General features: G+C 62.2%; 10 protein-coding genes and 2 pseudogenes. 3 read left to right on the plus strand and 9 right to left on the minus strand.

Translation table 11 applies throughout. The features are described from left to right. The 5 genes and pseudogenes from MOV74_RS16735 to MOV74_RS16755 all read right to left on the minus strand — a co-directional run. Positions 1 to 309 (minus strand): annotated as a pseudogene (locus tag MOV74_RS16735) (GGDEF domain-containing protein); the annotation flags it as partial. Between the two features lie 75 nt (positions 310 to 384). Then, entirely contained in the window at positions 385 to 1665 is a 1281-nt protein-coding gene (locus tag MOV74_RS16740) for a TRAP transporter large permease (RefSeq protein ID WP_246924504.1), read from the minus strand. 219 nt (positions 1666 to 1884) lie between these two features. Then, a pseudogene (locus MOV74_RS40825) lies at positions 1885 to 2361 on the minus strand (TRAP transporter small permease); the annotation flags it as partial. Between the two features lie 154 nt (positions 2362 to 2515). Further along, on the minus strand, positions 2516 to 3517 hold the full coding sequence (locus MOV74_RS16750) for a DctP family TRAP transporter solute-binding subunit (RefSeq protein WP_246924484.1): 1002 nt from the start codon (positions 3515 to 3517) through the stop codon (positions 2516 to 2518). A 196-nt stretch (positions 3518 to 3713) separates the two neighbouring features. Continuing rightward, on the minus strand, positions 3714 to 4484 hold the full coding sequence (locus MOV74_RS16755) for a methyltransferase domain-containing protein (RefSeq protein ID WP_246924487.1): 771 nt from the start codon (positions 4482 to 4484) through the stop codon (positions 3714 to 3716). Positions 4485 to 4627: 143 nt separating this feature from the next. Here MOV74_RS16755 and MOV74_RS16760 point away from each other — a divergent pair, with 143 nt between their 5' ends. After that, positions 4628 to 5371 carry an SDR family NAD(P)-dependent oxidoreductase gene (locus MOV74_RS16760; protein ID WP_246924507.1) on the plus strand — a complete coding sequence of 248 codons (744 nt, stop codon included), beginning with the start codon at positions 4628 to 4630 and terminating at the stop codon, positions 5369 to 5371. Between the two features lie 343 nt (positions 5372 to 5714). Next, positions 5715 to 6527: a Crp/Fnr family transcriptional regulator gene (locus MOV74_RS16765; RefSeq protein WP_246924509.1), complete on the plus strand. Its 813-nt coding sequence runs from the start codon at positions 5715 to 5717 to the stop codon at positions 6525 to 6527. Between the two features lie 273 nt (positions 6528 to 6800). Here MOV74_RS16765 and MOV74_RS16770 read toward each other — a convergent pair whose 3' ends face one another. The 4 genes from MOV74_RS16770 to MOV74_RS16785 all read right to left on the minus strand — a co-directional run bounded on the left by MOV74_RS16770 (position 6801) and on the right by MOV74_RS16785 (position 10752). Then, a complete protein-coding gene (locus tag MOV74_RS16770; protein WP_246924490.1) occupies positions 6801 to 7418 on the minus strand; it encodes a hypothetical protein in 618 nt (205 codons plus the stop codon). Between the two features lie 24 nt (positions 7419 to 7442). After that, positions 7443 to 8072, minus strand: a complete 630-nt coding sequence (locus MOV74_RS16775; protein ID WP_246924493.1) for a hypothetical protein — start codon at positions 8070 to 8072, stop codon at positions 7443 to 7445. Beyond that, the gene (locus tag MOV74_RS16780; protein WP_246924496.1) at positions 8069 to 9103 is read right to left on the minus strand and encodes a TAXI family TRAP transporter solute-binding subunit; all 1035 of its coding nucleotides are present in this window, start codon (positions 9101 to 9103) and stop codon (positions 8069 to 8071) included. Before MOV74_RS16780 ends, MOV74_RS16775 begins: the two co-directional genes overlap by 4 nt. Before the next feature lie 62 nt (positions 9104 to 9165). Continuing rightward, the gene (locus tag MOV74_RS16785) at positions 9166 to 10752 is read right to left on the minus strand and encodes a hypothetical protein (RefSeq protein WP_246924499.1); all 1587 of its coding nucleotides are present in this window, start codon (positions 10750 to 10752) and stop codon (positions 9166 to 9168) included. Between the two features lie 1129 nt (positions 10753 to 11881). Here MOV74_RS16785 and MOV74_RS16790 point away from each other — a divergent pair. Beyond that, on the plus strand, positions 11882 to 12905 hold a 1024-nt coding region (locus MOV74_RS16790), incomplete at its 3' end, for an MFS transporter (protein ID WP_246924502.1).

Genomic DNA, 12905 nt, shown 5'->3' on the forward strand with positions numbered 1-12905 from the left:
GAGCCGCGCCACCACGCCGGCGCCAAAGCCGAATCCGATCCCGATCGCCATCACCGAGCAGAGTGCATCGCCCAGCACAATGCTGCGCGCGGCGAACACGCCGAGCACCAACGCCGTCGCAACGGTGTCGACAATGTAACGCCGCTCCCAGCTCGCCGCTTCGGCCCGAGCAAGCTGCAGCGGCCGCGCGAGGCGGCGGCGGAATGCGATGATTTCGAACGGACGGACAATGGCGATCACGATGCCGGCGATCGTCAAGCCGGCCGTTACCTTATCGCCCGTCTCGTAGGTCGTGATGGCGCCAACCATCGCTTGGCAGCAGTGACATTTGAGCGCGCGTTTACCACGCGTTAGCCATGTTCCCGTCTGTCAAGATTGCCGCAGCTACATCCCCAACAATCGCGGCAGCCACAGCGACAGGCCTGGCCAATACGTCACGACCACCAGGAATCCCAGCATGGTGAGCAGCCATGGCCACACCGCGACCGTGAGCTCGGTGATCCCCATCTTGGCGATGCCGGAGGCAACGTAGAGATTGAGGCCGACAGGCGGATGGCACAGGCCGACCTCCATGTTGACCGTCATCAGGATGCCGAAATGGATGGGATCGATGCCGAGCTTGACCGCGACCGGAAACAGGATCGGGGCCATGATCAGGATGATCGAGGACGGCTCCATCACGTTGCCCGCGACCAGCAGCAGCAGGTTGACGAGCAGCAGGAAGCCGATCCACCCCAGGCCCAGGTCGATCATCCATTGCGCGAGCGCTTGCGGCACGTTCTCGTAGGTCATCAGGAACGAGAACAGCACCGCGTTGGTGATGATGTAGAGCAGCATCGCCGAGAGATTCGCCGATGACAGCAGCACCCGCGGCACGTCCCGCAGCTTCAGGTCCTTGTAGATGAACACCGCGACGATGAAGGCATAGACCGCGCTGACGGCGGCAGCTTCGGTCGGCGTGAACAGGCCGCTGTAGATTCCGCCGATCACGATCACGATCAGCAGGATGCCCCAGATCGACTTGCGGAAAGCGTCGAGGCGCTCGAGGAAGGTGGCCTTGCGCATCCGCGGATAATCGTTGCGCCAGGCCCGATAGAACGTCGTGGCGCCAAGCAGCGAGGCGAGCGCGAGTCCCGGCACGATACCGGCAATGAAGAGCTTGCCCACCGAGCTGTTGGTCGAGACGGCGTAGAGAACCATCGGGATCGACGGCGGGATGAGAATTCCGAGCGAGCCCGACGTCGTGATCACGCCCGCGCCGAACCGCTTCGGGAAGCCTTGCGCAACCATCGCGGGCAGGATCACCGAGCCGATCGCCACCACGGTTGCCGGCGAGGAACCGGAGATCGCGGCAAACAACGCGCACGCGACCACCCCCGAGAGCGCGAGACCGCCGTACCAATGGCCGACCAGCGAGGTTGCGAAGGTGATCATCCGCCGCGCCACCCCGCCATGGGTCAGGAAGTTGCCGGCGAGAATGAAGAACGGGATCGCCATGATCTCGAAATTCTCGATGCCGGTGAACAGCTTCAGCGCCACCGATTCCGTTCGCACGTCGGTGAGCGTGAACATGAAGCTGAGCACGGTGAGACCAAGCGCGATCGAGATCGGCATGCCCGTCAACATCAACGAGAGCAGAAGCGCGAACACGATGAGGACGCGCAGGCCCTGCGGCAAGGTGATGATGTGGCCCGCATGCGCGAAGCATATTGCGACGATCAACACCGGCAGCAGCATCAGGATCCAGCCGAGCGGGCTGCGCTCGTCCCGGACGACCTGGCTGGGCGTGACCGGGGCCGGATGCACCGGATCGGCCTCGACACCCTCGACGCCGGCCACGTCGTGATGCGGCAGCTCGCCGGTGCGGTAGAACGACCAGGCCACCTGCAGGAAGCGGAAGCACATCAAGCCGGAGCCGAGCGGGATGGTGAGATACACCATCCACATCGGCGCTTCCAAATCGTTGGACTGCTGGCCGGTCTGCCACATCTGGCCGACGAAAGCGGCGCCGAAATAGGCGACGATGGCGGTGAAAAGCGCACCGCACAGAAGACCGAAAGTGATGACGCGGCGGCGCGATCCGCCGGGAAGGATATTGACGAGCACGTCGACGCCGACATGGATGCCGGTCCGCACGCCGTAAGCGGCGCCGAACTTCGCCATCCAGATGAACATGTAGATGCAGAGCTCCTGCGCCCAGGACAAGTCGAGCGCGGCAAGCCAGACGAAAGCCGCGCGCGCCGGGACGGCCAGGAAAGCCAGGTTGCGGGCTTCCGCCCATTTGGCGATGTCGATCGACAGCCCGGCGCCGTAACGGTGCAGCACGGCGACGAAGATGAGCGACGTCGCAGCCGCGATCATCGTCGCGATCAGCCATTCCTCGAGATGATCGAGAAAACGATTCAGCACACGCAGCAACTTGGTCCCCCCAGCATTGGCTCGTCTGTTCGGATGCGAAACGGCCGGGCGTGCGATCACCCCCGACCGTTGCTATTGTTCTTATTGGGCCCGGCCGTCAGTTCATCTTGACGTCGAGTTCCTTGGCGATGAGATCGAGCACCTCTTGCCCGACCCTGCCCTTCGCCCATTTGTAGGTCGGCTGCATCGCCTCCTGCCACGCCTTGCGATCGGCGCCGGTGAGCACATGCAGATTGGTCTTGCCGGTCTTCTTGATCTCGGCCAGCGCGTCCTCGTTCTCCTGGCGTGCGATCGAGTTGGTGTAGTCGGTCGCCTCGGTCATTGCCCTGTCGAGTTGGGTGCGAATATCGGGCGGCAGGCCGGACCAGAACTTTGAATTGACGATGACGGCATATTGCAGGTGCGCATGATAGGACACGGTGATGTCCTTTTGCACTTCGTAGAACTTCTGCGTCAAATAGTTCGATGCCGTGTTCTCGCACCCGTCGACCACGCCGGTCTGCAGCGCCTGGTAGACTTCGGAGAACGCCATGATCTGCGGGATCGTGCCGACCAGGCGGAAATACTGGTCGGCGACCTTGGATCCCGAGATGCGGAACTTCAGGCCCTGGAAATCCGTCGGTTTTATCAACGGACGATTCGAGGAGACCATGTGGAAGCCGTTGTCCCAGTAAGCGAGCCCGGTGATGCCCTTGGCCTCGAGCTTCTGGAACAGCCACTTGCCGATCGTGCCCTTGATCGCGGTGGCATAGGTCTGGTCGTCCTTGAACAGCCAGGGCAGGTCGAGCGCCTCGAATTCCTTGATGCCGAGCGGCGCGAATTTCGCGGTCGAGGGCGCGAGCATGTGCACCGAGCCGAGCTGGAGCGCCTCGATCTCCTCCTTGTCCTTGTAGAGTGTGGAGTTCGGGTAGACTTCGACCTTGACCTTGCCGTCGGTGTACTTCTCGGCGAGCTCCTTGAACTTCAGCGCACCCTTCCCCTTCGGGGTGTCGTTGGCGACGACGTGGCTGAACTTGATGACGATCGGAGTTTGGGCTTGCGCAACAACAGGGGCCAGAACGAGCGCGGCCGCCGCGACCGCGAGAAGCAGTTTGCGCATGAAGGCCTCCCCAACAACCTCGAAAATCGGGCTCTTCTTGTTTTGCAGGTCAGTAGTGGCAGCAATCCGCAAGCCGAACAACTAGACCTAAGCCCAATTTGCCGCAGCCAAGCTAGCTTGACGAGTGCGGTCTACGCAACCCGGCCCCTGCGCCCGTCCAGGGGAACGAGCGCTTATGTCGCATTGCGGCAGTGCATCACCTCTTGCGCTGGGCAACCACGAAGAGACGGCGGAACGGGAACAGGGTCTGCCCCGCCGCATTCTTCGGATAGGCCCTCGCAATGCGCGCGCCATAGGCGGCTTCGAACGCGATCTTCTCGTCGCCTGCGAGCACGTCGAGATAGCGCGTCAGCCAGGTCCCCTTGGTCCATTCCTTGACGGGGTTCTCGCCTTCGAGCACTTGCAGATATTCGGTCTCCCAGATGTCGATGTTGGCCGACATCGGCGCGAGAAGATCGTGATAGAAGGCCGGCCCCTCGACCGGCGGCGGCGTGACGAGATGCTCGACCTTGGACCGCCACGGACCATCGAGCGCGGTCTCGCCGATCAGCACATGCGAGGGCGCGGTAAAATTGCGCGGCATCTGCACGGCAAGCATGCCGCCAGGCGTCACCTTCTCCATCAGCGCCGGAAACAGCGCCGCATGATCGGGCAGCCAGTGCAGTGCGGCATTGGAATAAATCAAGTCGTATTGTCTGGCGGGGCGCCAATGGCCGAGGTCTTCGTGCGACCATTCCACATCCGGCGCGGCCTTGCGCCCGGCCGCGACCATCTCGGCCGAACCCTCGACGCCGGTCACGCTTGCATCCGGCCAGCGCTCCTTGATCAGCTTCGTTACGTTGCCCGCGCCCGCCCCGAGATCGGCGATCGCATGCGGAGCCATATCCGGAATCCGCATCAACAGGTCGACGGCGGGCCGGAGCCGGTGGCCGGAGAATTTTAAGTATTGCTGCGGATCCCAGACCATCGCCCGCCCCTTTTCTTTTTGATGTTTCCTTGGCCAAGGCTCTTGGTTACCACTGCTCATCCCCGTTGGGCAAATCACCCCCGACCGGGACAGGACAGGAAACGAACAGCAACAAGCAAAAGCAAATAAGAGAGCGTGTGACCATGGACCTCGGGCTCAAATCGAAAACCGCTGTTGTCACCGGAGCGAGCATCGGCATCGGCCGCGCCATCGCCAAGGGCCTCGCCGCCGAAGGCGTGCGCGTCGTCGGCGTGGCACGGCGTACCGATCTGCTTGCAGAGCTGGCGAAGGAGGAAGGCTTCGGTCTGATCACGCCGTTCGAGCAGGACGTGATGGCCAAGGACGCGGCGGAGAGGATCGCGGCCTTTGCGCTCAAAGAGCTCGGCCATGTCGGCATCCTCATCAACAATGCCGGCGGCAGCCGGCCGCTGCCGGTCGATGCGCCCGACAGCAAATGGGACGAGGCGATCGCGCTGAACTTCACCAGCTACCGCCGCATCGCGCATGCGCTGCTGCCGCAGATGATCGAACGCAAATGGGGCCGCATCGTCAACATCACCGGCAAGTCCGAGCCGGAAGGCCTGAACGCAGCCTTTGCCGCCAAGGCCGCCGTGCACGCCTGGGCCAAGGGCCTGTCCCGCGAGATCGGCGAGCACGGCATCACCATCAACTGCATTCCGCCCGGCCGCATCATGAGCGAGCAGATCCGCCGCAACTACGCGCCCGATTATCGCGAGCGCTTTGCCGAGGAAGAGATCCCGGTCGGCTATTGGGGCGAGCCGGAAGACCTTGCCGCACTCGCGGTGTTTCTGGCCTCACCGGTGGCGCGCTACATCACGGGCACGGTGATCCCCGTGGATGGCGGGTTGAGGCGGTATCAGTTCTAGCAATTCACGGAATGCGTTCGGTATCACAAGGCGTGAGTGTTGCGGCCGGCCTTTTCGACAGCATCCAAGGTGAACCATGATGGGTTTCGCAAGCGCTCTCCCCATCTTACAGGCTCCATTGCCAGAGCCCCTGATGGGCAGGGACCTAAATAGTATGATGTATGCAAGAGCCTGCCTTTGCGAGAACAGCAGCAAGCGCTTCTCCGCAGTTCTCCGCGCTTGATCTCGACTGATGCCTCTGTTTGGATAGTTTTCCTTGGGGCAGTTCGTATTTCGGATAATCATGGTGAATGAAATAAATGGATATCGTCGTTCGTTGGGTGCGCGTTCACGAGAGAGCATCGTGACCGTTCACCGCACGGGAATCGGCAATCGGCTACTGGCGGCATTGCCGCCTGCGGATCTCGGCTTGCTCACGCCGTATTTCCAGAAAGTCTCGTTCGAAACCGATGCCGTCCTGGTGCGATCGGGCGATGAGCTCGACCCGGTTTATTTTCCTCATAGCGGCGCAATCGCATTCATGCTCGATATGCCGGACGGGCAATCGGTCGCAACCACCCTGATGGGACGGGAAGGCGCTTTGGCCTCGTTTTCCGTGCTCGGCCCGGCGCTTTCATCCGTGACCGCGATTGCTCGCATGGCCGGCACGGCGTCGATGATTTCCGCCGCCAAATTCAGGGCTGCCTATGCGCAAAGTACAGCCATCAGGAATGTCGTGCAGGTCCACGCCCGCGCCGTGTTATTGCAGCTCCAGCACGTCGCCGCTTGCAACGCGCTGCACCGGGTGGATGGCCGCATGGCGCGCTGGCTCCTGCAGCTTCACGACCGCGTTCCCAACGACCTCCTTCCGGTGACGCAGGAGGCGCTTGCGCAACTGCTTGGGGTGCGGCGAACGACAGTGACTCTGACGATGAGCAAGCTGCGCGAGGCCGGCGCCGTCCCGTCCGACAGGCGGGGGTTTATAGAGATCGATCGGGCACGGCTCGAGAGGGTCGCATGCGATTGTTATGCGCTCATGCAGCACAACATCGACCGGATGTATTGCCAGGAACTGTCGGAACCGCAGCCTGCCGATCGACCATTCCGGCAAAGCGTCATCGGCGCCTCCGAGGGAGCGGACGGTGAATCCAGATGCGCTTCGCGGGCCGGAAAATAGAGAGCAGAGCCTGCAATCGCGATGACGGTGCTCGACTGCACCAGTCGACGAATGGCGGAGGTTCGCCCCGCCTCAGTCGCGGCCGTCAACGAGGCGCGATCTGATTTAGGCGTGGCTTCCCATCCGCTGCTCCAATTGGGTAGGCGGGCCGTCATTTTCCCGAATCCGCACCTTGATCCAGGTGGATGGGGCTGAGGCGGTATCAGTTCTAGGGTTGGCCTCCTGAATCCACCGCCCGCGAGCGCACGCGATGTCCAGCCTCTCCGCCGGACCTCACGGTTTGACGTAGCTCCAGCCCTGCTCCTGCAGCTCCATGACCCGGACGACGCCGGATTTGACAATCGTGGCCTGTGGAATCAGGCTTATGTCCTTGTTCTCCGCCTTACGCATGTTTTCCTGCGTGTTGCCGCAAGCCGTGAACGAGATTTCGGGATGGCTCATCGCGAGCACCTCGATGCGCGGCTTTACCGGCGAGGTGTCATCGCGCAGCATGTGAAGGCCGGGACCAAAGGTGACGACCTCGATCGACACTGGCTCACCGAGATCGCGATAATATTGCGCGACGTTGCTCGCATTGTTGAGTGTGAGGTTCATCATCGCAGGCTCGTTGGAATTGACCTGCAGCACCAGCCGATGCGGCTTTTTCGCGCTCTCGGTTTTTGTAGCCTGAGCCATCTTCGTGTTGTTCGGAGAATCCCGCTTGATCGCGTGATTCTGTCGCGGCTTGCTCACCTGCTTCTGTCCACCCGGATGCTTCGGGTTGCTCGCTTGACTCTTCTCGCGCGCCTGCGGGATCCACTGGTTTTCCTGCTGCGCCTGCGCGCCCGGTCCGACCAGAAGCAGCATCGTCAAGCCGCTGATGACTGCCATCGCCAATTTTGGATTCATCATCTCGTGTCTCCAACTCCCTGACCATCACCTACCCGGTCTGGCGACGGCATGTGGCCATTTGCATGCAGCCGCCATTTTCTTGCGCACGTTTTCGAATCCGCTGAGCAGGAATTGTCCGTCTTGCACCGGGCCAGTGCGGGTGAAAAGGCTCACAACGATGTGACCGTCGTCGGGTAATGAGCTTAACAACTTTACGACGTCGCCCCCGAAAGCGACGCCGGAGCCGAATGACGGCGACGCCGCTGCGAATTGCATTGGCGTATCCGCATTCAGCCGAAAGGAGATGACGTATTCGTTGGCGCTGCGTGACAGCGCCGGTCCGGCGACTATGACTTCCGTGCGGCCTCTGCGGCAGTGGATTGCGAGTTGCAGCGCGGCGCCATCCGAGCTGCCGACGGAAGTGGCGGTGGCGATGACGACCGGCAGATAATCCACGGGCGAAGTCGTCTCGCTGACGATCCAGCCTGCATCCTGGCTACCCCGACTGGACGGTGGAATCTTGCGCGATAAGTCTTGCAGACATTCCAGCCGGGCTTGTCCCTCCATCGCCGAACAAGCCCTAAGTGTTTCCATGGGACCGCTCGTACTTTGCGCGTAGGCGATACTGCAGGCGACGTTGAAGGCGACAGCGAGTGGAGGAGCGGCAGTCTTCATGGCCTCGCCTGTACGCTGCGCGCTTTGCGATCCAGCCATTCCTGCGCCGCTTGGAAGCGGGTGAGCCCCGGGACGGATGCCGCAAGATTGATCGACTGCCATTTCGGATCGAAGCCTGGTGCCTGCAGGCGGTCGATGCGCGAGAACAGGTACTCGACAAGGCGAGCCACGCGTTGGTAGCGATTGGAGCGTAGCGGCCAGTTGAAAGCGACAAGCGCTGTCGGGACCGCGATGGTCGAGACCCGCTCACCCTGCTTGATCAGATTGGGATACTCATTGGCGTCCAAGGTCGCGGGCAGATAATAGTCCTCGAACTTCTTGTCGTAATGGATCGGGAGGAACTTGAATCCAGCCTCCCAGCGGCCCTTTACGAAGGCGTCGACGGGTTTCGACGTGATGAACACCACGGCCGACATTTCGCCTTTTCGCATCTGTTCCAGGGCAACCTGATGCGGAATGAACGTCTTGTCGACATCGATCCCGAGGCGGCTGAAGATCAGTGGGCCTGAATAGGCGGCCGCGGTACCCAGGGTGTTGAAGTTCACCCTCTTGCCGACAAGATCCTGCAGGCTTGTGATTTCAGGCCGCACAAAAATGTGCAGCTCGGATGGGAAGAGATTGAGCAGATAGGTGATGCGGCTTCGGATCTGCGGCGCCTGAACCTTATACTCCTCGAGCGCGTCGGAATTGATGATGGCAGTATCGACGCCGCGCAAATAGAGCAGCGCGTTCAGATTGTCGGTCGCCCCCCGGGTGACGATCGGCAGGAGATGCAGGTCTGCTCCGTCGTCGACGACGCGAGCCATTTCTGCGGCGAGGCGGATCGGCGCGCCCTCGAGCAGGCCCCCGGCGAGCCCGACCGTCCAGGCGTTCATCCGGTCTTTTTCGTTCTCTTTCGGGAGCGGTCGGACGAGTTGTGCATCGGCCTTGGCATTTCTCGCCGTTTGCGCTTCCAGGCAGGCCGTTTGAAGCATCATCGCGACCGGCACCAAGAGCAGGAGCAACGAGCGTGACTTTGGCGCCTTGTTCATGTGGTTCCCTTCCGGCTCAGCCACCGCGAGCTTTCGTACCTCGGACTGCAAGAAGCCCATTCTCAGGGTCGCAACGCATCCAGCCGTTCCTTCGCTTCGCGAATACCGCCCCTGTGTGCCTTCGCGTAGAGTTCTCGCGCCTTGGCCGCTTCGCCGCGCGTTCCATAAGTACCCCAGGCGGATAGAACCGCCGGATCATAGGTCTCGGCGAGCATGAAACTTGCCTGCGCAATGTTTTTCTCAGCTGCAAGCTCGAGGACAATGCGTGCTGCACCAATATTTCCCTGATCGAGCAGCGCCCTGGCACGCGGGATCAAACGGGCCTCCGCCTCGCTCTGGACCGCGGCGGTCGGTGGCTCCGCCACTTCCACGCTCCGCCTCGCCGGCAAGACCGGGGCGTCATTTGCTTGCTCGGCGAGGACGCGCTCACCGGTGGAGCGCCACCCCGGTGCACGATCTTTCTCGCGGGCCTGAGTCTTGCTCAGCTCCTGTTGCAGCGACTGCCGCAGTTCACTGATCTCCCGTTTCGCTGTCTGTCTCTGCTGCCAGGCCGCATTTTCGGCCTCGCGCAGTTGCACGTTGCGGGTTTCGATCTCACGGCGCAGTTGGGCAAGTTCGCTCTCCAGCGCAGCGGCATGCGCCTGAGCCTCTTCGAGCGCGCGGCGTTGTTGATCGGCATTGGCAGCTGCGGCCTGCGCTGCTTTGGCCTCCGTGACGAGAACGGCGTTCTTTTCCTGCTCTTGCTGCAGGGACTGCCGCAGTTCCGCAATCTCCAGCCCTGCCGCCTGGCTTTGCTCCGCGGTCGCAGCTTCCGCCATAAGCAAACGGCGAGGTATTCCGGCGAGTTCGCTCGCGAGCGCGGCGGCGCGCGACTGCGCCTCGTGGCGTTCCTGCTCCGCGCTCGCCGCAGCTGCCTGAGCGGCGTTCACCTGCCTCGCGCGGACGGCGCTATTTTCCCGCTCGCGCTGCAGAGACTGCTCGAGTTCTGCGATTTCCCGCTGCGCCGCCTCTCTCTGCTGCGCGGCCACATCCTCCGCCTTCCGCGATCCTGCGTCACGGGCATCGATCTCGCGGCGGAATTCGACAACTTCGTTCGCAAGCGCAGCGCTGCGCGCTTGCTCCTGTTGCAGCGACTGCCGCAACTCGTCCGCCGCAATTTTTGCCGCGTCCGCGTGCTGGACCGCCTCCTCAAGTTCCCTGCGCGCCCCGTCCAGTTCACTGCCGCGCACATTACTGTGCAAAGCATCTCGATCGGGCCATGGCTCAGGCTGCACCATGCCTGCCGGCACCGCGTGCGTCACGGCTCCGCTCGCTTCGCGCTGAAGGAGCGATTGCGACCCCGCCCCTATTTCCAGCCGTTGGTCGAAGCTGCCGGCGTTCTCGGCGCCGATTTGCGTCATTTCCGGAATCGTTCGTGCGCCGAAAGTGTCGAACACACCCAGAAAGGCCGCTCCAATCAGGATCGCGGGAAGCAGAATGACAGCCGCTGCGAACGGCTTGCCCAACGGTTCTCCCTCTGCGTCAATGTCCTCAGTTACGGGATACCAATGGGTCGGCTCGGCGTTGATTGGAGCGCCGTCTTTGGAGACCCATTTGCCCGCTTGAGGCGACCAGCGGGCGACGTCAACAGCCCCGGTCGCATCTTCCACCCAGATGTCTTCTCCGTCCCTGGGCGCAGTATCAATTGGTCGGCGCATCGATCACGCCTCTTCAGATAACGGCTAGAGCGGCGCGATTGCTCCGCCTGTTTCGTAGCTCGGCATTGAAGAAAATCCTTAGATCGAAATGACTTGGCAGACATCTGTCTCAAAATTAAATAATTTAATGAGTTATATAATTATATAATTAAGACTAAATGTGAAGTCAAATTAAATCAGCCTGATACGGTATGCCGGTCGCCGAATCAGGCGCGTTTTGCTTCCTGTTGGCGTCGTCTTCATTGCGCAGTCGGGTCCGTAGCCGTCCGCGCTAAACCAAAGCTCGTACATCGTATGGAATATGGGCGGGGCTCGGCGAACATGCGAAGCTGACGGCGTTTTCGCAGCGTCTCGGAGTAGAGGAGTGACCGATGCGCCTTGCATTGCCCTATTTGGGAATTGGCGTCTGCCTGTCTCTTGCGACGTGGTTGGCGTTGGGGCTTGTATTCGAGTGACGGTTTTTAACCACGAGCGTTGGTCTCCAAGTCACCTATTCCGCCGGTTTCTTACCAGGCCGCATGCCGCGACCTCGCGCAATTCGTCATTCGGGACTACCCGATCTCCGGGCGCGATTTCCGCCTGCTCACGCTGCTATACCCGCCTGACGGTGTAGCTGAACGCCGATTTCGTCAGCCTGGGCTCGCCTGCTCAATCGAAGGCAATACGGTGCAGGAGGCGAGCCATAGCTGGTGAGGCACCGGCAGCAATGTCGGCGACAGCGCACCTGGCATCCACCTTTCCTTCAAAGGCGGCCAATCGTGCTCGTGAGAGGCGCGCGTCCACGTCTTCCTGGGCGTCGTCGTCAGCATAACCTCTTGCGGGTGTTTTGCCCCGACGTGTCAACGTCGTCGCAACGGCGGACGTTGTCCCGTTGCAGATTGAAAACCCCTTATTGATCAAGCCCATCTCTACTGTGCATGGGGTTGTTTTCGCACTTTTTGTCGGAGCCTCCAGCCCGGGCGGTGCGCATACACTGCATGCACGCGTGTGTCTGTGGCAGACGGCGTGGGCGTAGTACATGCCGAAAGTCCCTTTCGGCCACGCCGCCGAAGCACCGCGCTGAGGCAATGACAACAACGCAATGACAATCACGTTACCTGCCGCAGCGCGCGAGCCCGACCACCCTATCGCCGATGGCCTCCCGGCCGCGCAGCGGCGCTGGGCGATCGCCGCGATCTTCACCGCGTTGGCGATGGCCTCGCTCGATACCGCGATCGCCAACATCGCCCTGCCTGCCATTGCCGCCGATCTGCATGTCAGTCCGGAGCAGTCGGTCTGGGTGGTCAACGTCTACCAGATCGCGCTGGTGGCGACGCTGCTGCCGCTCGGGGCGCTTGGCGAGATCGTCGGGCACCAGCGCATCTATCTCGGCGGCCTGATCCTGTTCACCATCGCCTCGCTGTTCTGCGCGGTGGCGTGGTCGCTGGACAGCCTGCTGGTCGCGCGCACGCTGCAGGGCCTGGGTGCCAGCGGCATCATGAGCGTCAACACGGCGCTGGTGCGCTTCGTCTATCCCGGAAGAATGCAGGGCCGCGGCTTCGGCCACAACGCGCTGGTGGTCGCGACCGCCTTCACCTTCGGACCCTCGATCGCCTCCGCCATCCTCGCGCTCGGCCCGTGGCCGTGGCTGTTCGCCGTCAACATCCCCTTCGGCCTGGTCGCGATCGGCATCGGCTTTGCGATGCTGCCGAGAACGCCGCGCGCCGATCACGGTTTTGACTTTCTCGGCGCGATCCTGGCGTCGGCCTGCCTCGGCCTGTTCATCACCGGCATCGGCAGCGCCGCGCATAATCTGTCGCCGGTGGTCGTGGGAATCGAGTTGGTCTCGGCGCTCGCGCTCGGCTTCATCCTGACGCGCCGCCATGCCGACCATCCCGCGCCGATGCTGCCGATCGACCTGTTCAGCCGGCCGATGTTCGCGCTGTCGGCGGCGACCGCCGTGTGCTCGTTCGCGGTGCAGGGCCTCGCCTTCGTCTCGCTGCCGTTCTATTTCGAGGACGTGCTCGGCCGCTCGCAGGTCGAGACCGGCTTCTTCATGACGCCCTGGCCGCTGGTGGTCGGCATCATGGCGCCGATCGCCGGGCGCCTGTCCGATCGCCACGCGG

Source organism: Bradyrhizobium sp. SHOUNA76, assembly GCF_023006445.1.
Classification (GTDB): Bacteria; Pseudomonadota; Alphaproteobacteria; order Rhizobiales; family Xanthobacteraceae; genus Bradyrhizobium.